Source organism: Rhodococcus sp. P1Y, assembly GCF_003641205.1.
Taxonomy (GTDB): Bacteria; Actinomycetota; Actinomycetes; order Mycobacteriales; family Mycobacteriaceae; genus Rhodococcoides.
Genome location: NZ_CP032762.1, coordinates 5591620 through 5614492, shown reverse-complemented (window position 1 = coordinate 5614492; position 22873 = coordinate 5591620). Strand labels below are relative to the sequence as shown.

The following is a 22873-nucleotide window of genomic DNA, read 5'->3' as shown; positions in this document are numbered from 1 at the left end:
CCAATGCAGCGATCCGCGGTCGTATTGCTCGTCGCCACCGGAATATTCTTCGCGGCCTACTCGGTGTTGCGCCCTTACTCGTCGGAGATCGGACTCGCGGCCGCCGACGCCTTCGCCTCACCCCTGTGGGTGGCAGCGCACGTCAGCGCGATGATCGGGTTCGTGGCGCTCGCTCTCGCGGTTCGCTCTCTCGGCGCCAGCGCCGGCGCAGAGGTGGCGATATGGGTCGGCGCCGGGCTCGTACTGCCGTACTACGGCGCCGAGACGTTCGCACTGAACGTCCTCGGCTCACAGGCGCAGAACTCCGGCGATTACAGCCTGATGGAGCTGGCCGAACCCATCCGGTACGGACCCACGCAGACGGTCATGTTCGGCGCAGGGCTGCTGGCGATCGCCGTGGGCGCGATCGTTCTCGCACGCGGGCTCGGCACGTGGCAGGCCTGGGTGTTCGCCGCCGGTTTCGTAGTGTTCTTGCCCCAGTTCTTCGCGCCGCCGTGGGTGCGCATCGCCCACGGACTGCTGATCCTCGTCGGAGCGGTAGCGCTTGCCGCAAGCACTTACCGTCAGGAAATGTCGACGACGACCGGGGCGTGATCGCTCGCGCCCTTTCCCTTGCGCTCCTCGCGATCGATCGACGCGCCGGAGACACGTGCCGCGAGGGCAGGCGACGCCAATGCCATGTCGATGCGTAGACCTTGCTTCTTCGGGAACCGCAGCTGGGTGTAGTCCCAGTACGTGAACGTTCGCGGCTCGGGAGTGAACTGGCGAGTCACCTCGGAGAAGCCGACTTCGGCAAAGGCGTCGAAGGCGTCGCGTTCGGGCTGCGAGGTGTGGGTCTTGCCTTCGAACAGCGCAGGGTCCCACACGTCGTCGTCGGTCGGCGCGATATTCCAGTCACCCACCAACGCGATCTGAGCCTGCGGATCCGACGAGACCCAGGCCTGGGCGTCGGCGCGGAGTTTCGCGAGCCATTCGAGCTTGTAGGTGTAGTGCGGGTCGGATAGTTCGCGGCCGTTGGGCACGTACAGGCTCCACACCCTGACGCCACCGCAGGTCGCGCCGATCGCCCTCGCCTCGCGAACTGCCTCGACCTCCGGGTCCTTGCTGAAGCCGGGCTGGTCTTCGAACCCGATCTGGACGTCGTCCAGGCCGACGCGGGACAGCAGCGCAACACCGTTCCACTGGCTCAGCCCGACGTGAGCCACCTCGTACCCGATGTCGGTGAACCGCTCGTACGGAAACTGCGCGTCCTTGCACTTGGTCTCTTGCATCGCCAGGACATCGATGTCGGACCGCTGCAACCAGTCGACGATCCGATCCTGCCGAGAGCGGACGGAGTTCACATTCCAGGTAGCCAATCGCACGGCGGCAAGACTAGCCGAGGTCACCGACACGGCGAAGCGCCGGCACGTGAACGAAAATTCACAGTGGGCTATGTATTTTCGCTCACGGCATTTCGGTCACGTCGGCGTAGCGATACCGGTGATGCTCGGTGAACCCGAGCGCCCGGTACATCGCGATTGCGCCCTCGTTGGCGGCCGACACCTGCAGGTACGCGTGTGTTGCGCCGTGTTCGAGCCCCCAGACGACGAGCTCGCCGCAGATCCGCGTCCCGAGTCCGTTGCGGCGGTGTTCCTCCGCCACCTCGATGGCCGTCAAGCCGACCCATCGACGTCCGTCCGGAGCGGCCGTCACCGCGGCGCGGCCGATCGCCAGCATGTCCGAGGCAGCACTTCCGAATCGGGCGAAACCGGCCACGCCGTCGCGTACTGCAGTAATGACCTCGAGGGCACCGTCGGGCAACGGTCTTCCGCGGTAGCGATAGAGCCCGAGCCAGTCGTCGTCCGGCGCGGCCGAGATCACCGACACGGACTCCGGCGGCAGTTCCAACCTGGATATATCGCCGGCCATCACCAGCGTCTCGTGACGGGTGGTCCAACCGGCAGGAGCGTCGCCGAGCCGGTCTGGAAGCAGCAACACCGCCGGAAGTCCGCGGGCGGCGAACCACGCTTCCACCTTCCCCAGCGACGCGCGAGAGGCCTGCGGCGCCAACGGCACCGCCGAATTCGCCCGACCGGTGAACCCGTGACCGGCGCGTAGTAGCCACCCGTCGATCCATTCCTGGTCGACGCCAGGCCATCCGTCGGCTGCTGCACTCTCGAGCGCGCGAATCTCGGATGTTCTGATCGGACGCGAACCGAGCGCCTTGAGTGCGACGACGCGATCCGGCGCGACCCTGACGATTCGTCCGTCCGAAGCTTCGACAGCAACAACCGAGTCGGCGTTCTCGATCAACGTCCCGATCACGTCGGTCATCGGATGACTGTGCCCGGGCGGAAGCCGGTACCGCATCGTGACGCGAGTGCCCAGCGCAACTGCAGAGACCACTCAGTCTTCCTCGTCGTGACCGAACGGATCGTCGACGGTGCCCGGAATCCACGACAGGCCAGGCTTGCCCCAACCGGCGCGCTTGATGGCCTTCTTCGCGGCCCGTGCGTTTCGCCCGATGAGAACGTCGACGTACAGGAAGCCGTCGAGATGCCCGACCTCGTGCTGCAGCATCCGTGCGAAGAAGCCCTTTCCTTCGATGTCGACGGGCTCACCGCTGGCGTCGGTGCCGGTGACTCGCGCCCAGTCGGCGCGGCCGGTCGGGTATTGCTCGCCGGGGACGGACAGGCAACCTTCGTCGTCGTCATCGGGATCGGGCATGGTCTCGGGAATGTCCGAGGTCTCGAGGACCGGGTTGATCACTGCGCCTGTGCGCCGAATCACCTTACCGTCGGGGCCCTCGTCCGGGCAGTCGTAGATGAACAACCGGAGTGGTTCGCCGACCTGGTTCGCAGCGAGGCCGACACCGTTCGCAGCGGCCAGCGTCTCGTACATGTTCGCGATAAGGTCGGCGAGTTCGGCCGGCGTCTGGGTGACGGGGGAAGTCGGGGTGTGCAGGACCGGGTCGCCGACGATCCGGATCGGGAGAATTGCCATGGTCGACAAGAATACTGGCGTCGGCGGTGAGTCGGTGCACACGGTGACGACGCGCGACTCGCCGCGAGTAGCGCACGCGCCCGCCGGGTCGTGCTCACCGTGGTTGAATGAACCCGAAACACACGCGTGTAATTTCGTGCCGGCTGCCCCGTCTTCGGGTGCGTCGACGCGGGTCGAGGGGGACCGGCATGGCGGCAACTAGGCACAGAGTGAGGGACCTGCTGACGCGGGTCCTGGAAGTCGAGGAGTGAGATGGACGGCGCAGCAGCGCGTGAGCAGAACCAATCTCAGCAATCGGACAAAACCAAAGACATCAACGAGGTCGGCGCCGACGGTCTGACGCGTCGGGAGCACGACATCCTGTCGTTCGAGCGTCAGTGGTGGAAGTACGCCGGTGCAAAAGAAGAGGCCATCAAGGAACTTTTCTCGATGTCCGCAACCCGGTACTACCAGGTTCTCAACGCTCTCGTCGATCGTCCCGAGTCCCTTGCCGCAGACCCGATGCTGGTCAAGCGTCTTCGTAGGCTCCGGGCGAGCAGGCAGAAGGCCCGGGCGGCACGTCGACTCGGCTTCGAGGTCTAGAGCAGTACTGTCCGAGGCGGCGCATGTGAAGAAGCGGCGCATGTCCGGTGACGCCGTGGCAATCCACTAGTGTCTGTCGGTGTGAGCAGTCCCAATCCGGAATCGTCCGGCCCTCCGCTCCGCGCCCTGGCGATGGTTCTCATTTCGCTCGCGATTCTGTTCGCGGCGATCGGTGCGTTGTCCTTGACCGATTCCGGCGGCGACGAAGCCGCCGCCCCCGAGGCCACCAGCGAGGTCGCGGCGACTACGCCCGCAAGCGGAGCTGGACAGTCGCCCGCGGTAACCTCGACCACGTCGAGTGCACCGACCACGTCGGCGGGACCAGCCGACATCGATCTTCGGGTACTGAACAACAGTGACGTGTCTGGTCTTGCTGCTACGACGGCGGCGACTCTGACCGCCGAAGGGTGGACGATCGCGGAGACCGGGAACTACGCCGAGACTCAGGTCGCCTCCACCACGGTGTACTACGGCACTGATTCCGGCGCCGAGAGCGCGGCGGAGGAGATCGCCCAGCAGCTGGGCGCGACCGCGGCGGCACTGCCTAGGACGGTGACCGGCTTCGGGAACGGGGTCATCGTCATGGTCACGCAGTGACCGAAGTGCACACAGATCTTCTGCAGCTGAGCCCGTCGAGCCACTACTACCGGGCATAGTTATGATCGATGCAACGTTCGCCCGGCCCCACGAAGGAGCTCTTTCCATGGCACCGACCAGTTCTGTCCGATCGGCGATCCGCTCCTGGCGCTTGGTGACCCCCGTGGTTGCAGTGGCCGCATTCGGTGTGGTCGCGTGCACGGCTCCCGAGACTCCCTCCGACGTTCCGGGCACGACCCCCGCCGTCTGGACCGGCCACGAGGATCCGAGCGGACACGGCGTCGCCGCTGACGCTCCGGAGAGCACCATCGAGTCCGAGTTCAAGAACGCCGCAGGCGCCACGGTCGGCACCGTTTCGTTCACCTCCGAGGACGATCATCTCGTTGTCACCATCGAGGCCGAGGATCTGACACCGGGCTTCCACGGGCTGCACATCCACACCGTCGGAGCGTGCGAGCCCAACTCGGTCGCGCCGGCAGGCGGCGAGCCGGGTGCGTTTCTGTCCGCAGGTGGTCATCTCCAGGTCGACGGCCGCACCGAGCATCCATCGAGCGGTGACCTGACGTCGCTTCAGGTCAGGGAAGACGGCACCGCCAGCCTGACGACGACGACCGATGCAGTCACGCTGGAGGATCTGCGCGCCGACGGTGGACGGTCGATCATCATTCACGAAGGCCCGGACAACTTCGCGAATATCCCGCCTCGCTACACACTCGCCGACGGCGCCACCGTGCCTGACATGAACACCTTGATGACCGGTGATGCAGGCGGCCGGGCCGCCTGCGCGGTTCTGGACTAGGCGAACGCGACCGTAATGCCTGGTCGCTCCGCACACCACGCGGGCCCCGCGCCCGCTATCGAATTCAACAGTTCCTCCCGCCCGACCCTCGGGGTCGAGTGGGAGATTGCCCTGGTCGACAGTGAGTCTCTCGACCTGGTCAACTCTGCGGCCGAGGTCATGGACGGTGTCACCGAGTTGGCGGGTGCGCAGACCCCTCGGGTCACGAAGGAACTCCTGCGTAATACCGTCGAACTGGTCACGGGCGTATGCGAGAACGTCGGTGAGGCGATGGACGATCTCGGAGACTCGTTGGATCTCGTTCGGCGCGCCGCGGATCCGCTGGGAATCGAATTGTTCTCGGCGGGAACGCATCCGTTCGCAGAGTGGTCGACACAGGTGCTGACCCGCTCACCGAGTTACGACGAGCTGATCGCCAGGACTCAGTGGTGGGGTCGTCAGATGCTCATCTGGGGTGTCCACGTTCATGTGGGAGTCTCGTCTCCGGACAAGGTTTTCCCGATTCTCAACTCATTGCTGCTGCAGTACCCGCACCTGCTCGCGCTGTCTGCTTCGTCGCCGATCTGGGCGGGTAACGACACCGGGTATGCAAGCAATCGGGCGTTGATGTTCCAGCAACTTCCGACCGCCGGTCTGCCTTTCCAGTTCGAGGACTGGTCTCAGTTCGAGGCCTTCGTGCGCGACCAGATGAAGACCGGCGTCATCGAACAGCTCGGTGGAATGCACTGGGACATCAGGCCGGCTCCGAAATGGGGAACCATCGAGGTTCGGGTGTGTGACGGTGCGTCCACAAAACGGGAACTGGCTGCACTCGTAGCACTGACGCACTGCCTCATCGTCGACCTCGACGAACGGCTGGAAGCAGGTGAGGTGCTCCCGAGCATGCCGCCGTGGCACGTCCAGGAGAACAAGTGGCGGGCCGCCAGATACGGCCTCGATGCGGAAATCATCCTCGACGCGGACAGCAACGAGCGCTTGATGACGGACGATCTGAACGACCTGCTGGAGAAGCTCACTCCGACGGCCGTTCGACTCGGGTGTGCCGACGAGCTGGCCTCGGTAGCCGAAATTCCGCGACGTGGCGCGTCCTATCAAAGGCAACGCCGTGTGGCCGCAGATTCGGGCGGCAACCTGCGATCCGTGGTCGAATCCTTGGTGAACGACCTGAAATTGTGATCGCTTCGATGTAATCGGTCGTTCATTTACCGTTTACTATGAACGGCGTGCTTCAGGGGGACGAGAGGCTTACACGTGTCGCGCGAGCGGCACCTGGAGCACTACGGTGGTATGGCGTCGGAGCAGGCGTGGTGCTCGTTTTCCTCGGATCGTTGCAGATCGCGGCCGGGGTCCACGGTTTTCCCGGTCCCGTTCCGAGCATTTGGAACGACTTCGTGGGCACTCCGAAATCGATGGCAGTCCCATGGGGCGGTTTGGCGCTCGCTCTGGTCGGCGTCAACTTCCGAACCCGAGTATGGGCGCTGTCGCTGGCCGTCGCGATCGACCTGGTCGGGGTGGTTCTACGTCTGGACGCAGGCAGACCGTTCGCAGTCGGAAACGGCGCGGTCATCGCGCTTGCCGGTTTGGCAGCCTTCACGGTCTGGCGACGGGATCTCAGCGGCATTCGGTCCGTCTGTCTCGGCGGGTTGTTGATTCTGGCAACCAAGGCGGGGGACGCCTGGCTCCAGATCACCACCATCGTGAGACCGTATGTTCTCGACGAATACGCCCAGTTGGCGGACCACGCGCTGGCGAACCCGTCGTGGATCGTCGGAGGCTGGCTCGACGTTCTCGGACCCGTAGCCTTCGCAGTGTTGCACTGGGTGTACATCCAGCTCCCGGTCGCGGCCATTGCAATCGCCATCTACCAACTGCGCGGTGTGGCGTCGGGGCGGGCGTGGCCATCGCACTACCTGGTGCGCACGTTCCTGCTCATCGGACTCGTCGGCCCGATCTTCTACATCCTGTTCCCCGTCGTCGGACCCATGTTCGCGTTCGGTCCCGCAGGCCAGGGATTCGAGGTCGGCAACCTGTGGCCACGGGTTGTCCCGTTCGACACCTCACCCGTCGAGATACCGTTCGACACCGAGACGCCGCGCAACTGCATGCCCAGCCTGCACACCGCGTGGGCACTGAGTCTGTTCGTCCATTCCAGGTCAGGGCCGTGGTGGCTTCGTCTGGGCGGAACGACATGGCTCGTGTGCACACTCGCCGCGACGCTCGGCTTCGGCTACCACTACGGCGTCGATCTGGTTGCAGGCGTCGTGCTGTGCCTGACGCTGGAATCGACTCTGCGCGACCCGGAACGCGGGTGGGACACCGCGCGCATTCGGCTCGTCGGCTACGGCTCCGCGGTGATGCTGACGCTGCTGCTGAGTTACCGCTACCTCGCCGTGCCGATGGGAACGTATCCGGAACTGTTCGGTCCGGCGATTCTGATCCTGATGGGTTCGGTGGTCGGAATGTTCTACGCGACGTTCTTCGCCGCACCCGGAACCGCCCTTGCCACCTGGGGCGGCCGAGACGTACCGGTCAGGACTCGTCCATCTCGTTGACGATGAGAAGTCCGTCGCGTCCACGCTGCTCACGGTAGGCGACCCGACCCACGGTATGCGCGATAACAGGTGCCGTCACGAGCGTGAACACCCCGACCAGCACCAACATCCAGATATCCACGCTGCCGCGCAGCTGGATGACAGCACCGGTCAGCACCAGAATCAGGCCCACCACCTGCGGCTTCGTGGCCGCGTGCATGCGTGAGAGCGTGTCGGGGAACCGGACGATTCCCACTGCGGCGGTGAAAGCCAGAATCGCGCCGAGAAGGATGAAGATCGCCGAGATCACTTCCAGAACCATGTTCATTCGTCCCTCACTCTGAATCGTGCGACGCTGACCGAACCGACGAAGCTGACCAACGACAATGCGACGATCGCAGGCACGATCGTCGTGTCGAGACTGTAGGTCGACCAGATAGCGAGGCCGCACATCGACACCGCGAGAATCGTGTCCATCGCGACGAGTCGGTCGAGTGTGCTGGGTCCGTCGAGCAGGCGGTAGGCGGTCAGAATGGCTGCCGCGACGAGCAGCACGCCGGAGACAGCGAGTACGACGGTCACGTCCAGTCCCCCTCTCGTTCGTCGTCGATCTTCTTGTCGTCGCGGCGCCCGTCGCTGGGTGTCGCGATATCGTCACCGAGAACTCCGTGGTACCGCTCGTACTCCTGGAAGTGCAAAGGACTCGGCTTCCAGTCGGAGTCACGTTCGAACGCTGCGATGAACTTTTTCTCGAGTGTGCGGACGTACTTGTAGAAGCCGTCCACGGCCTTCTGGCTGCCCATGTCCAGTACGTGAACGTAGAGCAACCTGCGAGTCTGGTCGATCTCGAGCACCATGGTGCCCGGCACGAGATTCATGGCGTCGACGAACAGCGTCAACACCAGATCCGATTTGATCGCGATGCGGCAGCGGAGAACGCCCGTGACCGGCGGTGCCTTGGGCCTGATCGCCAACCATGCGACGTTGACGCTCGATTCCACTGCGTAGTACAGAAATACGCCGATGAGACGAACGAGCGACAGCAAGTGGATGCGGCCCTCGACGGGGACCTTGGGGAGCGGAAGGAACACCATGATGCCGAGGCCGACGGCAATGCCGCCCAGGATGTTCGCGGCACTCACGTTGCCCCACAACAACACCCACACCGCGGTGAGCCAGGCCAGCGTCCACAGTCTGAGCAGCAGAAAGCGGTTCAGATACTTCATTTGCCCGCCTCCTCTCCGGCAATCCGATCGACGGTGTTGTCTCCGACGACTGAAGCCTGTGCTTCGTCTCCGACGAATTCCGCCCCGCGGACGGCGTCGATGTAGACCGACCTGTCGCGAAGATCGGCTGCAGCCCGGTCGCTGATGTCGATGATTCGTCCCGCGAAGACCGTCAGCGCTAGTCCGACGATCACGAGACCGACCGTCGGGATCAGCATGAAGGCCGGCATGCGGCCCACGTCCTCGCGGTCTGCGAGTTGGATATCCGACGAATCGTCGAGCAGCGCCGACGGGCTGTTGTCGGCGAGGCCGCCCTCGGGGGCATCGGCGCGAGCTCGCCAGAACGCCTTGGTCCAGACACGGGCCACGACGTACAGCGTCAGCAGGCTGGTGACCGTGCCGCCCGCGACGAGAATCCATGCCAGCACGCTGCCCTGTGCGCTACCGGCCTGCAGGAGCGCGACCTTCCCGATGAAGCCCGAGAACGGCGGAATGCCACCGAGGTTCAGTGCCGGGACCAGGAACACGATCGCGAGCACCGGGCTAGCCGCGGCGAGTCCGCCGAGACGCCTCAGTGACGAGGAGCCTGCTTGCCGTTCGATGAGTCCTACGACCAGGAACAGTGTGGTCTGCACGATGATGTGGTGCGCGACATAGTAGATCGCGCCCGACAGCCCGGACTGAGTGGACAGTGCGACGCCGAACACCATGTAGCCGATATGGCTGACGAGGGTGAACGACAGCAGACGTTTTATGTCGCTCTGCGCTATCGAGCCGAAGATGCCGACGAGCATCGTCAACAGACCGCAGACCATGAGGACGTTGTCGAGCGAACCGTCGGGAAAGAGCAGTGTGTGGGCGCGAATGATGGCGTACACACCGACTTTCGTCAGCAAGCCGGCGAACACTGCGGTGACCGGTGCGGGCGCCGTGGGATAGGAGTCGGGTAGCCACGTCGACAGTGGGAACACCGCCGCCTTGATTCCGAATGCGACGAGCAGCACCGCGAAGATTGCAGTCCTCGTGCCCGTCGGGATGTCGTCGAGGCGAGTTGCGATGTGCGCGAGATTGAGTGTTCCGGTGGCGGCGTAGACGAGGGCGATGCCGATCAGGAAGATCAGGGACGACACCATCGACACCATCACGTAGGAGACGCCCGCGCGCACACGATCCGCGCTCGCACCCAATGTCAGGAGCACGAACGACGCCGCCAGCAGAACCTCGAACCCGACGTAGAGGTTGAACAGGTCGCCTGCGAGGAAAGCATTGCAGATGCCTGCGGTCAACGCGAGATAGGTCGGAAGGAAGATCGAGACCGGCTGATTCTCGTTGCCGTCCCGGATGCCCTGGCCGATCGAGTACACCATGACGGCGAGCAGCACGATCGCGCTGACCACCAGCATCATCGCCGACAACCGGTCCACCACGAGTGAAATTCCGATGGGGGAATCCCAGCCGCCGACCTGCAGTGCCGACGTGCCGTCGCGGTCGGCCAAATAGAGCAGCATGCCGGACACCGCGACCACGGCGCTCAACGCGACGACGGTGATGAAACGTTGAACCCGCGGCCGCCTACCTGCGACGAGCGTCAAAGCAGCAGCGAACAGGGGGATCAATACGGGCAGGGGGGTGAGGACGTCGATGACGTCGGGGGAGACGGTCACTTCTTGTCTCCCTTCTTCGCTTGGCGCTCTGCCGGCTTGTCTTCCACTGCACTGTCGATGCCGTCGAGACCCCTCATGTCGGGTTCGTCGTCGTCATCGTCGAAGTCGCCCTCGTGCAGATCCTCGTAGCATTCGAGATCTTCGATGTTCTTCAATTCCTCGATCGGTATGGGATTGCCCCGTGAGTCGAATGCGTCACCGCTGAAGCTCGGTTCGCCGGTGACGGGGTCGTCCGAGCGATCTCGGTCCGGCATCTCGGCCATCGAGCGACGCTTGGAGACCTTGGTGTCCTCGGGGTCGTTCTCGACGTCGTCCTTGGTGTTGAGCGTGAAGGAGCGGTAGGCGAGGGCGAGGACGAACGCCGCGATGCCCATGGTGATGACGATGGCAGTGAGAATCATCGCCTGCGCCAACGGATCTGCCATGGTCTCGTGGATCGAGGTGGTCCTGCCGACTATCGGCGGAGTACCAGGAGGGCCGCCGACGGTGAGGATCAGAATGTTGACGCCGTTACCGAACAGCAGCAACCCCAACAGCATCTTGGTGATCGAACGCTCGAGCAGTAGGTACACGCCGCTCGCGACGAGAATGCCCACCACGATCAGCATTCCGAGATTCGCGGTCATCGGGCATTCACCTGGCTCTGCATTTCCACCTGAGCGTCGAGACGAGCACCGAGGCTTCGGAGAACGTCGAGTACGAGACCGACCACGATGAGATACACCCCGAGGTCGAAGAACAATGCGGTGACGAGCTTGATGTCACCGAGCACCGGCAACGTCAATTCCAACGTGGCCGACGAGAGCGCAGGTGCACCGAGGAACATCGACGAGATCGCGGTGCCGACGGCGAACACGAGGCCTGCGCCGAGGATCTTGCCTGCATCGATCGGGACGGCTTCGCCGAGTTCGTACCGGCCACCTGCGAGGTAGCGCAGCACGAGAGCGAGACCCGCGGTGAGGCCGCCCGCAAATCCGCCGCCCGGCGCGTTGTGGCCGGAGAAGAAGAAGTAGACGGACAGAACCATGATCGTCGGGAAGATCAACCTCGTCGTCACCTCGAGCACCAGCGATCGGTGTCGTGGATCGATGAGATCGCCTCCGAGCAGCCACGTCGTGTCGGAACCGATGCCGTTGTCCGCACCCGTCGCAGGGGCGTCGGCCACCCGCGGCGCGGTACCGAACCGGCGGTTGCGGAACACGAGGCTCGCGACGCCGGTCGCGGCCACGAGAAGGACCGAGACCTCGCCCATCGTGTCCCACGCGCGAATGTCGACGAGCAGTACGTTGACGATGTTCTTGCCGTCGCCGAGCAGGTACGCAGCATCGGGAAGCTGCAGTGAGATCGGGGTCGAGTTGCGCGCGTTCATCGCGAAGGCGCCCAGGACGGTGACCGTCGCACCGACGGCGATCGACAGCACAGCTCGCGGCAGACGGGATCCGGCCGAGCCGCGATCGTCGACTTCGGCGGGCAGCTTCCTCAGTACCAGCACGAAGACGACCAGAGTCAGGGTCTCGACGAGGAACTGTGTGAGTGCGAGGTCGGGTGCTCCGTGGACGGCGAAGATGACGCCGCAGCCGTATCCGGTGAGACCGACCAGGACGACGCTTGCGAGTCGGTTACGCATGACGGTCGCACCGAGTGCGCCGGAGATCATGATGAGCGACACCACGATCTGCATGGGGGTCTCGAACAGCACGAAGTCCAGATCCGGTTCGGCGCCGACAGCGAGGACGATAATCGGCAGCAGGACCAGCGTCAGCAGGATCGTTCCCTGAGTCAGGGGGAGCGATCCGCGCTGTGTGGTTCCGGTCAAGCGGATGGAGATGGTGTCCATGCCCTTGAGGACCGAGTCGTACACCCGGTCGGCGTTGCCGAGTGGCGGGTGCTCGAACTTGAGTCGGTTCACCATGCGGTGCGCGACGAACAGGCCGACACCGCCGGTCACGACGATCACCGTGAGGCCGAGCGGCAGGTTGACACCGTGCCACAGCGCGAGGTGGTACGCCGCCTGGCCGTAGGAATCGACTGTCCGTGCGTACGGACTGACGATGTGGTCGACGACGGGGGAGAAGATGCCTGCAACCGCGCCGAGAACCGCGAGGAAGGCCGGTGCCGCGAGGAACAGCGCCGAGGGTGCGTGCATGTTCTTCACGGCCGGGCTCGGGCGCTTGAGTTGCTTGCGGCCGAAGGCGCCCCAGACGAAGCGGATGCTGTAGGTGACGGTCAGGATCGATCCGACAACCAGGCCGATGACCACGAGAACGCTGACGGTCGGGTTCAGTGCGGGCGTTCCGATCACCGCGGACAACGCGGTCTCCTTGCCGACGAACCCGAGGAACGGCGGGAGGCCCGCCATGCTGGCCGCAGCCAACGCGGCGATTCCGCCGAGTATCGGCACCTTCTTGCCGAGGTGCGCGAGCTTGCGAATATCGCGGGTACCGGTGGTGTGATCGATGATGCCGACAACCATGAACAGCGCGGCTTTGAACATCGCGTGCGCAATGACCATGGTCAAGCCGGCCAGCATTGCCTTCTCGGTGCCGATTCCGACGAGCACCATCAGGAAGCCGAGCTGACTCACCGTTCCGAAAGCCAGGATCAGTTTGAGGTCGAACGCGCGCAACGCTCGCCAGCCCGCAAGGATCATCGACAGCAGTCCGAGGGTGATGATCGTCGCTCGCCACGGTCCTGAATCCGCGAACCCGGGCGCGAGGCGCGCAACCAGGTAGATGCCGGCCTTGACCATGGCAGCGGCGTGCAGGTAACCGCTGACGGGAGTCGGCGCGGCCATCGCGCCAGGCAGCCAGAAGTGCAGGGGGACGATGGCGGACTTCGAGAGCGCACCGACGAGGATCAAGACGATCGCGACACCGGGAAGCCAGCCGGACGGGGCATCGGCGATGATCTCGGAGAGGTTGTAGCTGCCCGCGACCTGACCGAGGATGATGATGCCGACGAGCATTGCGAGCCCGCCTGCCGTCGTTACCAGCAGTGCCTGGGTTGCTGCGCGGCGCGACGATGCGCGTTCGGCATAGTGACCGACGAGGAGGAACGACAGGACGGTCGTGATTTCCCAGAAGATGTACAGAACTAGCATGTTGTCGCTGGTGATGAGGCCGAACATCGCGCCGGAGAATGCCACCATCTCGGCAGCGAAGATGCCCAGGCGCGGTTCGTCGTCCTCGAAGTATCGGGCGCAGTACACCAGAATCAGCGCGCCGATGCCCAGGACGAGTAGCGACATGATCGCAGCGAGCGAATCGAACCGCATGTCGAAGTTCATGGACAGACCAGGGACCCATTCGATGTCCAAGGACTGCTCGGTGTTCCAATTGGCGAACACCCAGACGAGGCTCGCGAGCGGTACGAGCGCTAGAGGGAAGAATGCGTTGCGGCCCCACCAGCGGACCAATAGCGGCGCGAACACGGCCGCGACCGTGTGCGCTATCAAGATAGCGAGCAAAAAGATACTCCGTCGTCTCTGGTTGCGACTGCCCCAGTGGGGGTCGCGGTGGAAAGTTGGGCGGCGTCGAGTAGGCGAACAATCGAAAAATATGCTCGCGAGCCGTGTGCTGGGCCGGCGAGTATAAGTTCACTCCATCCTACTTTGCGGCCCCGACTCGCTGACATTCGGTACAAATTGGACGTGTGCTTGACGCTGCAGCAGGGCCGTCGTACTGTAATCAACAGATCCATTGATAAAGGAGTTTGTTGATAATGAGCGGATCCGGTCTGGACGAAGCCTTCATGGCACTCGCAGACCCGGTTCGCCGGGCAATTGTTGCTCGGCTCAGTCGTGGACCGCAGACGGTCAACGACCTGGCCGAACCGTTCGATATCAGCAAACAGGCGGTGTCTCGACACATCCAGGTGCTCGAGAACGCAGGCCTGGTCACTCGGTCCCGCGATGCCCAGCGTCGACCCGTCCATCTCGACTCGGGACGGCTCGAAGAGCTCACCGCATGGATCGACAAATACCGCATCATCCACGAACAGCAGTTCAGGAAGCTCGACGGGCTGCTGGCCAACCTGAAAGAGGAAGACGATGAGTAATCCCGTCACAGTCACCGCGCCCGACGGCCTGCCCTTCATCACCATCGCGCGCGAGTTCGACGCACCCGTCGCGGCAGTGTTCCGTGCGCACAAGGAGCCCGATCTGGTCAAGCAGTGGCTCGGTCCCCATGGCTACGACATGGAGATCGAACGCTACGACTTCGTGAGTGGTGGCCGGTATCGCTACGTCCACACCAATCCGGAAGGATCTCGGTTCGCCTTCAACGGCATCTTTCACGTCGTGCGCGAGAACGAGTTCGCGATCCAGACGTTCGAGTACGAGGGCTACCCAGACGTGGTGAGCCTCGAATCGATCTCCTTCGTGGATCTGGGTGACGGCAGAACTCGCCTGGACATCCACAGCACCTACCCCTCGGTGGAGGCGCGCGACGGTATGGCACAGAGCGGAATGGAAAAGGGTGTCACCCAGGGATACGAGCGACTCGACGCGATCGTAGGGAGCTGACAGTCATGGATTGGACGTTGGAAGTGGTCGTCGTGCCCGTCGCAGATCTCGATCGGTCCATCGAGTTCTACCGGGACAAGGTCGGATTCGACCTCGATCACGACACCCGCAACGAGCACATGCACATCGCGCAACTGACTCCACGGGGATCGGGGTGCTCCATCGTCATCGGAAATCTGCCGTCACAGCAGGAGATGGTGCCCGGATCGCTCAAGGGGCTCCAGCTGGTTGTCGCGGATGCCTACGCCGCGCGTGAGGAGTTGCTGGCGCGCGGTGTGGAGGCCGGCGAGATCACTGTGTTCGACGAACGGGACGGCGGCACGTTGTTCGGCTTCGAGGATCCCGACGGCAACACCTGGGCGGTTCAGCAGTTGAAAGCCCGCGCCGACAAGCCATTGATCCCGCGCTAGCGTGTCCGTGTGATGCGAACTGCTGGGCTGGCTTACGTGAGAGACCGTCGCATGCTCCAAGCTCGGTCGGTCGGGAAGTCTGCGTTCTACATGGCCGGCGGCAAGATCGACCCAGGTGAGAGCCCGCTGGAGGCACTGCACCGTGAGATCCGCGAGGAACTCGATGCTGCGGTGACCGACGTCGAGTTTCTCGGAGTCTTCGAATGCGAAGCGTGGGGGCACCCGGCCGGAACCGGGCTGGAGATTCACTGCTTCGTTGCGAACCTGGCATCGGATCCCGTGCCGACCAGCGAGATAGCCGAGATTCGCTACTTCACTCGCAACGAGTACGCGGCAATGCCCGATGTCGCCCCTGGTTCGCTGATGGTCTTCGATCGGATGCGTGAGCTCGATCTGATCGATTGAGGGGAATGGACTCCTCGGGTACGTTGTTGGCAGGAGAACGTACGTTCTCCTCACTTCGACGCTTTAGGAGTCTCAATGACGAGCTTGTCCCAGAAGGCGACCACCCTCCTCGAACTCCACAAGCCGGGCAACCCGGTCGTGCTCCCCACGGTGTGGGATGCGTGGTCGGCGAACCTCGCGGTCTCCGCAGGTTTCACCGCTCTGACGGTCGGTAGCCACCCCGTCTCCGATTCGATCGGTAAGCCGGACAACGAGGGCATCACCTTCGACGAACTGCTCGCCCGCATCTCGCAGATCACATCCGCCGTCGACGTGCCGCTGTCAGTCGACATCGAAGCCGGCTACGGCGAGGACCCCAAGCGCCTCATCGACGGGCTCATTTCCGCAGGTGCCGTCGGCCTCAACATCGAGGACACCGTTCACAGCGAAGGTGGCCGGCTTCGCGAAGCGCAGGAACACGCTGATTTCGTCGGCGCCCTGCGCACGGCGTCGGATGCCACCGATGTGCACGTGGTCATCAACGCCCGTACCGATCTGTTCGTCAAGCAGGTCGGTGACGAAAGTGACCGCGTCGACCGCGCAATCGCCCGCATGAAGCTAGCCGCGGATGCAGGCGCCGACTCGCTGTACCCGGTCGGATTCCACAACGACGCCGACTACAAGCGTCTCGTCGAGGAGCTCCCGCTGCCCGTCAACGCAATCGCCAACCCGGCGGACGGCGACTTGAAGCACTTCGCCGAGCTGGGCGTGGGACGCATCAGCTTCGGCCCGCTGTTCCAGGGCGCACTCGCAGGTGAAGCCGCGAAGCTGCTCGGACGCTGGAAGTAAGGCTTCCTCTCGCGCTGGGCGGCTCCGCCGCCAGTGGCGTGGTTAAGTGCCCTGTGGAGCACTTAACCACGCCACTAGCGCGCCGCGCTGTACGCCTTCAGGTGCGCCACTTGCTCTGGATCGAGCGAGGGGCGCACCGTCTTTCGTGCAGCCTCCACGTCCGCCGCAGTGACATCGGTGGCATCCATGGACCGACGCATCGCCGTCAGGGCGGCCTCTCGCAGGAGCGCCGAACAGTCCGCGGCCGAGTAGCCGTCGAGCTGTTCGGCCAGTGCATCCAGATCCACGTCTTCGGCCAACGGAACAGATTTTCCCGACGCTTTCAGAATGTCCTTGCGTGCGTCGGCATCCGGAGGTGGCACGAACACGAGTCGCTCCAAACGCCCCGGCCGAAGCAGCGCTGGGTCGATGAGATCGGGCCGGTTCGTGGCCCCGAGAACCACAACGTCGCGCAGAGGCTCCACTCCGTCGAGCTCGGTCAGCAGGGACGCGACAACACGATCGCCGACGCCCGAGTCCGAGCTTTGGCCGCGGCGGGGCGCGAGAGCGTCGAGCTCGTCGAGAAAGATCAAGGACGGCGCGGAATCTCGTGCACGTTGAAAGAGTTCACGGACAGCCTTTTCCGAGGACCCGACCCACTTGTCCATCAACTCGGCGCCCTTGACCGCGTGGACACTGAGCTGGCCCGAACTTGCGAGCGCCCGAACCAGAAACGTCTTACCGCATCCGGGTGGACCGTACAGTAGTACTCCTCGTGGGGGTTCGATGCCCAAGCGAGAGAACGAGTCCGGATGCTGGAGCGGCCACAGGACAGCCTCGGTGAGCGCTTGTTTGGTCTCGACCATGTCGCCGACGTCGTCGAGCGTGATGCTCCCGATGGACAGTTCCTCGGCGCCCGAGCGTGACAGGGGACGGATCACGTCCAGCGCACCGACCAGATCGTCCTGGGTGATGCGCGGATCAGCGGTGTCGCTACCGGCTCTCGACGCTGCTCGCAGCGCGGCTTCGCGGACCAGGGCAGCCAGGTCGGCGACCACGAAACCTGGTGTCCGAGAGGCGATGTCGCCCAAGGTCAGGCCGTCGGTCGGAGAGGTGCGGAGAAGGTGTTCCAGTAGCGCGGTTCGGCCCGCACCGTCGGGCAGCGACAGCGTGAGTTCTCGGTCGCAGAGGTTCTGTGCTCGTAATCGTGCGTCAGTGGATTCGGGGTGAGCGGTGGTGGCAACGAATGCGACGCCCGCCGTGTCGATCGCGCGCTCGATCTGATCCAACACGAGCGTCGACACAGGTTCGGCGTCCGACGGCAGAAGCGCGTCGATATCGGTGACGAAGAGAACCCCGCCTCCGGAAAGGGCCTCCACGGCGGACGAGAGCGCGTCCACTCGCGCAGAGCTTTCGAGCGCTCCGATGGACGGCCCGTCGAGCTCGACTACCGTCCTTCCCGCCAGTACCGCCCGGGCGAGCGTCGATTTGCCCACCCCCGCAGGACCTGTGATCAACACACCCAAGTGCGGGGATGCGCCCAACTTCGCAAGGAGTTCGGACTCGTCGAGAGCCAACCGGATCCACTCCGACAACTTCGCCTGCTGTGCCGACACGCCCACCAGTTCGGTGACGGGCACCACCGGTCGCTTTTCGGGCGCTGCGCGGTGAACCGACGCCGAAGATCGGGCGGTGGCCCAGGTGACGGCGGAGTTGGGTTGCACACTCACCGGACCGCCTGAAGGCTCGGCCCCGGACACCGTCAACAACTCGGTCGTCCATGCAACGCCGAAGGTACGTGAGAGTGCTTGTGTGGCAGCGCTCGTGCTCGTGCCGGGACCGAGATCGCGAGGGAGGAGGGACACGGTGTCTCCGACGCTCAGAACCTTCCCCAGCAGTGCTTGGCGAAGGGTTGGATCCGAAATCGATCCGACCGCGAGCGACGAACCGGACAGGGTCACCGTTTTGGCTCCGTACACCGTAACCGGTGTGATCGCGACCGAGCCGTTTTCCTTGATCCCTGCGTTGGACAGGGTGACGTCGTCGAGTAAGGCTGTCCCGTGCGGCGTGCCGTCAGGTGCCTTCCCTGCGACGGCAGCTGTACGACGGGCCCCGACGAGCGCGATGGCGTCCCACTCGCGGATACCCAGCGCAGCAAGCACTTCTGGGTGAAGGCGCACTACTCCGCGGCGTGCGTCGGCCGCCGAGGTGTTCAACCGTGCGGTGAGGACGAGTTGCGGATCGGTCACTGCGGACTCTTCGGTCGACGAAGACCGAGCCTGGCCGCCGACCGACGGTTGTTGCCGGGTGCACGGCGAATCGCTCGTCGTTCGGCTCGGCGTTCGGAGGGTTTGGCGTCCCACGTGTACGGGCGGGCAGCTACCCAGCGCTGCGAACGGACCGCAAATGGAATGTGTAGCAAGTAAACTGCGACCAGAACCATGAGCAGAACCAGCGGAAACGTGATCAACGCGGCTGCGGCCAGGGCGACGAGAATCAACAGTGCGGCAGCCAATCGCGGCGGCACCGACACTGTCTTGAGGGCAAGCGTCGGAATCCGGCTGACGGCCAGCCCGGCGGTGAACAGTGTCCACCCGACCACCACGTAGAACGAGGCCCACCACCCGTCGCCCCATTCCTGGAAGGCCGCGATCGGTGTGAGGACGATCAGAGCGCCTGCCGGGGCTGGAACTCCGGTGAAGAACTCACTGGCGTAGCCGGGGGTGTCGTCTTCTTCCAGCAACGTGTTGAACCGCGCCAGACGAAGGACCATGGCAACGGCGTAGACGAGCGCGATGATCCACCCGCCGCTCGACCCCTCCAGAAGCGTTACGTACAGAACCAATGCCGGCGCGACACCGAACGAAATGGAGTCGGCGAGTGAATCGAGCTCGGCACCGATCTTGCTGGTGGCATCGAGGAGACGCGCGATACGACCGTCGAGTGCATCGAGGATGGCGGCAGCGCCGATCATCGCCAGCGACGTTCCGAGTTGCCCGTCGAGCGCGAACTTCACCGCGGACAGTCCCGCGCACAGCGCAAGGATCGTAACGACCGAAGGCAACAATCGAACAGCAGCGGGTGGGCGAGCTCTTCGTGTGATCATCGTCTACTGCGGAAGTTCGGCGAGCACCGTTTCAGCGCCGACAGCGCGCTGACCACGTTCGACCAACAGCGTCGTCCCCGCCGGGAAATAGGTGTCGACGCGGGATCCGAACCTGATGAGGCCGTAGGTGTCACCTATCGACAGGGTGTCGCCGACCTTGGCGTTGTTGATGATTCGCCGAGCGATCAAGCCTGCGATCTGGACTACGCCGACGTCGTGACCGGACGGAGTGCGGATGTGCATGCTGTTTCGCTCGTTGACTTCGCTGGCCTCGGCGAGATCGGCTGACTTGAACTGGCCCTTACGGTGCACCACTTCGAGTACTTCACCGCCGACCGGTACCCGCTGAACGTGCACATCGAGGACGGACAGAAAGATGCTCACGCGAGGAAGAGGCGTGGAACCGAGATCGAGTTCGGCCGGGGGCACGGCGGAGTCGACCAAAGTGACCAAGCCGTCGGCCGGGGCGACGACGACGCCGGGGCGATTCGGTGGAACCCGGCTCGGGTGCCGGAAGAACGTGGCGCATGCACCGGCCGCGGTCAGGCCTGTGCGGCGGATCCACTTGTGTCGGCGTCCGAGCACCGCTACCGCCAGGGGACCTGCGACGAAGGGCAGTCCAGCGGGGTGCAGCGGCGGCACTGCGTTTTTCACCAGTTCGGCGACGTGCGCTATGCCACTGCTGGGCGGTTGACCGATCGGGGCTGGACGGCGGGCCACTTCGCTCCTAGTGCTGTTCGACTGACGGCATCCGAAACGGACACTGCCGGGGCCTCACACAGTACGTGAGTAGCCCCGGCAGGTGCGATGCGTGCAGTAGGTCAGGCCCTCGATCGGCCCATGACCTTCTTGACCAGGAACAGAAGTATGCACGCGCCCAGCAGGCAGGTCAGGAAGCTAAATATCCAGCCTCCACCTTCAACGTCGCGGTTAAGAAGGCTCAATATTCCGCCACCGATGAGTCCACCGACTACGCCGACGACAATATTCGCGATAATTCCCATGGACTCGTCGGTCTTCATGATCTTGCTGCCGATCCATCCGGCCAATCCGCCGATGACAATCCATCCGATGATGCTCAGGCCCAACATGTGTGCCCCCTCGTTTCTATGCCGTTAATGATGCTGAGGGGGACTGCCCGATAAGTTCAACGTGCAAACATTTTTCAGCCGTGCTCGCTCGCCGCCTTGATGCGCTGCAGGGTCTTGTTCATGCCATCGACGAGTTCCACGTCGAGCTGTTCGGTTCCGCCCAAGGCTTTGTCGATCAGAAATCTGGATATCGCACTGGTGCCGTTCGGGGCTTCTCGCTTTTCGACCACCGTGGTTCCCGAGGCGGTCGGGGTGAGTGTGTAGGACCAGATCATTTTGTTCTCGACAATTCTGAACGCGATCGACTTGTTGGGGGCGAACTCGATTACCTTCGCTGTCGTCGGCCAGACGAGAAAGCCCTTGCGGTTGATGTTGAGCGTCGTCGTCCCCTTACGGACATCACCCCCGAACACCTTCATCTTCCTGCACTGCGGACTCCACTCGCCCATGCGCTTCAGGTCCGATACGACTGCCCAGACCTTTTCGGGGGGTGCCGCAACATCGATGCTTGCTTCGAGGGTCTTGCTCATCGATACCTCCGTGAATGGTGCAACTCGATGTCACACACAATTTGTGGGCAGCCTATACGGACCGTCGAGCAGGATGCACCAATTTCGTCTTTGCGAGGCGGGAACCCGCGCCCGTCGCACGCAATCGGTACATCCTGCTCAATCCGCCGCGCCCGTTATCGCCGTGCGCGTCATCGCCGTGCTGCCCGGCGTCGTCGGACGACGTCTGCAATCTGGCGAGCCACCTTGTCGGGATTCGCCATCACGTCGTACGCCGAGAATCTGAGCATGAGCCATCCGTCGAGGACAAGCTCGTTCTGTCGTCGGCGGTCCTTGCTGAACACCTCGGTTCTGCTGTGGAATGCGAATCCGTCCACCTCGACGATCACCCTTGCAAGTTCGTCGACGAAATCGCACATGTACCTACCGACCCAGAAGTTCGCGTGCATCAGAAGACCGATCGCGGTGAGCGCGCGGGCGAGAACTCGCTCGGGCTCCGACGCGAATCGCAACGAGGCGCTGCGTAATTGGGCCTTCGCACGAGCGTTGCCCCGCATGTGCGGAGTGGAGCGAATTACGAACTTCAGAGTGTCGGGATCGATGTCGGTGGTGAGCCGTTCGTCGACGACACGTGCCACATCCTCGGGTTTCATCACCGCGATGCAGTCGATGAGGGCCCGTTCACGAGTCACCACTGGCAGGCTCTGACACTCCGTGGCCTCCTGACGGCGGAGCGCTCGACGGTGCAGCGTGAGCCACGGTGGTGTTCGTGCGTGGTGGTGCGACGACGGAACGGTGGCGTCGATGGTGTCGGTGTGGTCGATCCACCCGTACAACCAGGCGGCGGTGCGATGGCTGAGCAGCGCGCCCGGCTGCCAAACCGTGACGGCGTAGCAACGCGAAATTGGTGAGGGTTCCTCGATGGAGTAGATGCGCGGAAGTACTCGGTGATAGTTGCGGCTGATCGTGCTGTCGGACTGTCCGGACACACGTAGCTGCGCGCGAGTTGCGATGCCGAATGGGTGCATAGCTGAAGAGCATCGGGGGTGCATCGGTGCACTCATTTGCGGTGACCAGGGTTTCGAGAATGCCTGTGGATAACACCGGAGACTGGGGACAATGAGCAGGAAAGCCCAATCGCGCGCGCAGGGAGTGGGAACCCGCGTGGTATTTGCGCCAGTGGGCGATCAAGCTCAGCCCCGTCCGTCAGCGCCCCGCGAGCACGTTCAGATAATGCGGGTTGTTCATGATCCCCAGGACGTTGCCGAACGGGTCGACTACCGAAGCGGTGTTGAACCCTTCGCCGTGCTCGCGGACCTGGTCGTGCAGCGAAGCGCCCAGTGCAAGCAGACGATCCAGTGATCCGGCGAGGTTGTCGACGTGCCAGAACGTGATCGACTCACCCAAGGAAGTGCCCGGTATCGCGTACTTGCGGTCGACGATCCCGAGTTCGTGCTGGAAGTCGCCGACGCGAAACTCGACGTATGCGGGAGTTCCGTCGGGGTTGTCGCGCCGGAAGTAGGGCTCGATTCCCAGCAGCTCGGTGTACCAGGTAGCAGCCGCTGCGACGTCGTCTGCATAAAAGCTGATGTTGCTGAGTCCTCTGAGCATGTCGTTCTCCTTGGTCGTCGGTGTGAGA

27 protein-coding genes are annotated in these 22873 nt (G+C 63.7%); 11 read left to right on the top strand and 16 right to left on the bottom strand.

The window, feature by feature from the left end; genetic code table 11:
- Nucleotides 1–3: 3 nt before the first annotated feature.
- Nucleotides 4–594, top strand: a complete 591-nt coding sequence (locus D8W71_RS26000) for a hypothetical protein (protein ID WP_121117897.1) — start codon at nt 4–6, stop codon at nt 592–594.
- Here the strand turns inward: D8W71_RS26000 and D8W71_RS25995 are convergent.
- From D8W71_RS25995 to D8W71_RS25985, 3 genes are all read right to left on the bottom strand, one after another.
- Nucleotides 564–1364 carry an exodeoxyribonuclease III gene (locus D8W71_RS25995; RefSeq protein ID WP_121119940.1) on the bottom strand — a complete coding sequence of 267 codons (801 nt, stop codon included), beginning with the start codon at nt 1362–1364 and terminating at the stop codon, nt 564–566. The two genes, D8W71_RS26000 and D8W71_RS25995, sit on opposite strands and share 31 nt — an antisense overlap.
- An 82-nt stretch (nt 1365–1446) precedes the next feature.
- Entirely contained in the window at nt 1447–2388 is a 942-nt protein-coding gene (locus D8W71_RS25990; protein ID WP_442971998.1) for an N-acetylglutamate synthase, CG3035 family, read from the bottom strand.
- The gene (locus D8W71_RS25985) at nt 2389–2985 is read right to left on the bottom strand and encodes a peptide deformylase (protein ID WP_121117895.1); all 597 of its coding nucleotides are present in this window, start codon (nt 2983–2985) and stop codon (nt 2389–2391) included. It abuts the gene before it with no gap.
- Between the two features lie 252 nt (nt 2986–3237).
- Between D8W71_RS25985 and D8W71_RS25980 the strand changes: the two genes are divergently transcribed.
- The 5 genes from D8W71_RS25980 to D8W71_RS25960 all read left to right on the top strand — a co-directional run bounded on the left by D8W71_RS25980 (nt 3238) and on the right by D8W71_RS25960 (nt 7515).
- A complete protein-coding gene (locus tag D8W71_RS25980; protein WP_121117893.1) occupies nt 3238–3567 on the top strand; it encodes a DUF3263 domain-containing protein in 330 nt (109 codons plus the stop codon).
- A gap of 81 nt (nt 3568–3648) precedes the next feature.
- Nucleotides 3649–4164: a LytR C-terminal domain-containing protein gene (locus tag D8W71_RS25975; protein WP_236077614.1), complete on the top strand. Its 516-nt coding sequence runs from the start codon at nt 3649–3651 to the stop codon at nt 4162–4164.
- A gap of 106 nt (nt 4165–4270) precedes the next feature.
- Nucleotides 4271–4963, top strand: coding sequence for a superoxide dismutase[Cu-Zn] (sodC, locus tag D8W71_RS25970; RefSeq protein WP_201265198.1), 693 nt, complete (start codon nt 4271–4273; stop codon nt 4961–4963).
- 15 nt (nt 4964–4978) lie between these two features.
- On the top strand, nt 4979–6139 hold the full coding sequence (locus D8W71_RS25965; protein ID WP_161965503.1) for a glutamate--cysteine ligase: 1161 nt from the start codon (nt 4979–4981) through the stop codon (nt 6137–6139).
- A 38-nt stretch (nt 6140–6177) separates the two neighbouring features.
- Complete coding sequence (locus D8W71_RS25960) at nt 6178–7515, top strand: phosphatase PAP2 family protein (protein ID WP_121117887.1); 1338 nt, start codon at nt 6178–6180, stop codon at nt 7513–7515.
- Here the strand turns inward: D8W71_RS25960 and mnhG are convergent.
- The 6 genes from mnhG to D8W71_RS25930 are packed head-to-tail and all read right to left on the bottom strand — an operon-like array spanning nt 7493 to nt 13850.
- Nucleotides 7493–7822 (bottom strand): monovalent cation/H(+) antiporter subunit G, encoded by a 330-nt coding sequence (gene mnhG, locus D8W71_RS25955; RefSeq protein ID WP_121117885.1) that lies wholly within the window; start codon nt 7820–7822, stop codon nt 7493–7495. The two genes, D8W71_RS25960 and mnhG, sit on opposite strands and share 23 nt — an antisense overlap.
- Nucleotides 7819–8076, bottom strand: coding sequence for a monovalent cation/H+ antiporter complex subunit F (locus D8W71_RS25950; RefSeq protein WP_121117883.1), 258 nt, complete (start codon nt 8074–8076; stop codon nt 7819–7821). Before D8W71_RS25950 ends, mnhG begins: the two co-directional genes overlap by 4 nt.
- Nucleotides 8073–8711: a Na+/H+ antiporter subunit E gene (locus tag D8W71_RS25945; protein WP_201265460.1), complete on the bottom strand. Its 639-nt coding sequence runs from the start codon at nt 8709–8711 to the stop codon at nt 8073–8075. The genes D8W71_RS25950 and D8W71_RS25945 overlap by 4 nt, the downstream gene beginning before the upstream one ends.
- A 5-nt stretch (nt 8712–8716) precedes the next feature.
- Entirely contained in the window at nt 8717–10384 is a 1668-nt protein-coding gene (locus D8W71_RS25940; protein WP_121117879.1) for a Na+/H+ antiporter subunit D, read from the bottom strand.
- The gene (locus D8W71_RS25935) at nt 10381–11010 is read right to left on the bottom strand and encodes a Na(+)/H(+) antiporter subunit C (protein ID WP_121117877.1); all 630 of its coding nucleotides are present in this window, start codon (nt 11008–11010) and stop codon (nt 10381–10383) included. The genes D8W71_RS25940 and D8W71_RS25935 overlap by 4 nt, the downstream gene beginning before the upstream one ends.
- Nucleotides 11007–13850 (bottom strand): Na+/H+ antiporter subunit A, encoded by a 2844-nt coding sequence (locus tag D8W71_RS25930; RefSeq protein ID WP_201265197.1) that lies wholly within the window; start codon nt 13848–13850, stop codon nt 11007–11009. Before D8W71_RS25930 ends, D8W71_RS25935 begins: the two co-directional genes overlap by 4 nt.
- Before the next feature lie 254 nt (nt 13851–14104).
- On the opposite strand from D8W71_RS25930, the gene D8W71_RS25925 reads away from it, so the two are divergent.
- The 5 genes from D8W71_RS25925 to D8W71_RS25905 all read left to right on the top strand — a co-directional run bounded on the left by D8W71_RS25925 (nt 14105) and on the right by D8W71_RS25905 (nt 16549).
- Nucleotides 14105–14440: an ArsR/SmtB family transcription factor gene (locus tag D8W71_RS25925; protein ID WP_121117875.1), complete on the top strand. Its 336-nt coding sequence runs from the start codon at nt 14105–14107 to the stop codon at nt 14438–14440.
- Nucleotides 14433–14906 carry an SRPBCC family protein gene (locus tag D8W71_RS25920; protein WP_121117873.1) on the top strand — a complete coding sequence of 158 codons (474 nt, stop codon included), beginning with the start codon at nt 14433–14435 and terminating at the stop codon, nt 14904–14906. The genes D8W71_RS25925 and D8W71_RS25920 overlap by 8 nt, the downstream gene beginning before the upstream one ends.
- Before the next feature lie 5 nt (nt 14907–14911).
- Nucleotides 14912–15316 carry a VOC family protein gene (locus tag D8W71_RS25915; protein WP_121117871.1) on the top strand — a complete coding sequence of 135 codons (405 nt, stop codon included), beginning with the start codon at nt 14912–14914 and terminating at the stop codon, nt 15314–15316.
- A gap of 12 nt (nt 15317–15328) precedes the next feature.
- Nucleotides 15329–15721, top strand: a complete 393-nt coding sequence (locus D8W71_RS25910) for an NUDIX hydrolase (protein WP_236078154.1) — start codon at nt 15329–15331, stop codon at nt 15719–15721.
- Nucleotides 15722–15796: 75 nt separating this feature from the next.
- Nucleotides 15797–16549: an isocitrate lyase/PEP mutase family protein gene (locus D8W71_RS25905; protein ID WP_121117867.1), complete on the top strand. Its 753-nt coding sequence runs from the start codon at nt 15797–15799 to the stop codon at nt 16547–16549.
- Nucleotides 16550–16623: 74 nt separating this feature from the next.
- Here D8W71_RS25905 and D8W71_RS25900 read toward each other — a convergent pair whose 3' ends face one another.
- The 7 genes from D8W71_RS25900 to D8W71_RS25870 form a co-directional block, all read right to left on the bottom strand.
- On the bottom strand, nt 16624–18777 hold the full coding sequence (locus D8W71_RS25900; protein ID WP_121117865.1) for an AAA family ATPase: 2154 nt from the start codon (nt 18775–18777) through the stop codon (nt 16624–16626).
- On the bottom strand, nt 18774–19634 hold the full coding sequence (gene pssA, locus D8W71_RS25895; protein WP_121117863.1) for a CDP-diacylglycerol--serine O-phosphatidyltransferase: 861 nt from the start codon (nt 19632–19634) through the stop codon (nt 18774–18776). The genes D8W71_RS25900 and pssA overlap by 4 nt, the downstream gene beginning before the upstream one ends.
- 3 nt (nt 19635–19637) lie before the next feature.
- Nucleotides 19638–20354 (bottom strand): phosphatidylserine decarboxylase, encoded by a 717-nt coding sequence (locus D8W71_RS25890; RefSeq protein WP_121117861.1) that lies wholly within the window; start codon nt 20352–20354, stop codon nt 19638–19640.
- A 101-nt stretch (nt 20355–20455) separates the two neighbouring features.
- Entirely contained in the window at nt 20456–20725 is a 270-nt protein-coding gene (locus D8W71_RS25885) for a GlsB/YeaQ/YmgE family stress response membrane protein (RefSeq protein WP_121117859.1), read from the bottom strand.
- A 74-nt stretch (nt 20726–20799) separates the two neighbouring features.
- Nucleotides 20800–21255, bottom strand: coding sequence for an SRPBCC family protein (locus D8W71_RS25880; RefSeq protein ID WP_121117858.1), 456 nt, complete (start codon nt 21253–21255; stop codon nt 20800–20802).
- Between the two features lie 170 nt (nt 21256–21425).
- Nucleotides 21426–22262: a DUF559 domain-containing protein gene (locus D8W71_RS25875; RefSeq protein ID WP_161965502.1), complete on the bottom strand. Its 837-nt coding sequence runs from the start codon at nt 22260–22262 to the stop codon at nt 21426–21428.
- Between the two features lie 178 nt (nt 22263–22440).
- The gene (locus D8W71_RS25870; protein ID WP_121119931.1) at nt 22441–22845 is read right to left on the bottom strand and encodes a VOC family protein; all 405 of its coding nucleotides are present in this window, start codon (nt 22843–22845) and stop codon (nt 22441–22443) included.
- Between the last annotated feature and the right edge of the window lie 28 nt (nt 22846–22873).

Bases quoted from the DNA above. Each gene is read 5' to 3' on its own strand.
- D8W71_RS25910 (WP_236078154.1), top strand. From the start codon at position 15,329: ATGCGAACTGCTGGGCTGGCTTACGTGAGAGACCGTCGCATGCTCCAA.
- D8W71_RS25905 (WP_121117867.1), top strand. From the start codon at position 15,797: ATGACGAGCTTGTCCCAGAAGGCGACCACCCTCCTCGAACTCCACAAG.
- D8W71_RS25980 (WP_121117893.1), top strand. From the start codon at position 3,238: ATGGACGGCGCAGCAGCGCGTGAGCAGAACCAATCTCAGCAATCGGAC.
- D8W71_RS25870 (WP_121119931.1), bottom strand. From the start codon at position 22,845: ATGCTCAGAGGACTCAGCAACATCAGCTTTTATGCAGACGACGTCGCA.
- D8W71_RS25965 (WP_161965503.1), top strand. From the start codon at position 4,979: ATGCCTGGTCGCTCCGCACACCACGCGGGCCCCGCGCCCGCTATCGAA.
- D8W71_RS25885 (WP_121117859.1), bottom strand. From the start codon at position 20,725: ATGTTGGGCCTGAGCATCATCGGATGGATTGTCATCGGCGGATTGGCC.
- D8W71_RS25935 (WP_121117877.1), bottom strand. From the start codon at position 11,010: ATGACCGCGAATCTCGGAATGCTGATCGTGGTGGGCATTCTCGTCGCG.
- mnhG (WP_121117885.1), bottom strand. From the start codon at position 7,822: ATGAACATGGTTCTGGAAGTGATCTCGGCGATCTTCATCCTTCTCGGC.
- D8W71_RS25960 (WP_121117887.1), top strand. From the start codon at position 6,178: ATGAACGGCGTGCTTCAGGGGGACGAGAGGCTTACACGTGTCGCGCGA.
- D8W71_RS25985 (WP_121117895.1), bottom strand. From the start codon at position 2,985: ATGGCAATTCTCCCGATCCGGATCGTCGGCGACCCGGTCCTGCACACC.
- pssA (WP_121117863.1), bottom strand. From the start codon at position 19,634: ATGATCACACGAAGAGCTCGCCCACCCGCTGCTGTTCGATTGTTGCCT.
- D8W71_RS25925 (WP_121117875.1), top strand. From the start codon at position 14,105: ATGAGCGGATCCGGTCTGGACGAAGCCTTCATGGCACTCGCAGACCCG.
- D8W71_RS25915 (WP_121117871.1), top strand. From the start codon at position 14,912: ATGGATTGGACGTTGGAAGTGGTCGTCGTGCCCGTCGCAGATCTCGAT.
- D8W71_RS26000 (WP_121117897.1), top strand. From the start codon at position 4: ATGCAGCGATCCGCGGTCGTATTGCTCGTCGCCACCGGAATATTCTTC.
- D8W71_RS25920 (WP_121117873.1), top strand. From the start codon at position 14,433: ATGAGTAATCCCGTCACAGTCACCGCGCCCGACGGCCTGCCCTTCATC.
- D8W71_RS25880 (WP_121117858.1), bottom strand. From the start codon at position 21,255: ATGAGCAAGACCCTCGAAGCAAGCATCGATGTTGCGGCACCCCCCGAA.
- D8W71_RS25875 (WP_161965502.1), bottom strand. From the start codon at position 22,262: ATGCACCCATTCGGCATCGCAACTCGCGCGCAGCTACGTGTGTCCGGA.
- sodC (WP_201265198.1), top strand. From the start codon at position 4,271: ATGGCACCGACCAGTTCTGTCCGATCGGCGATCCGCTCCTGGCGCTTG.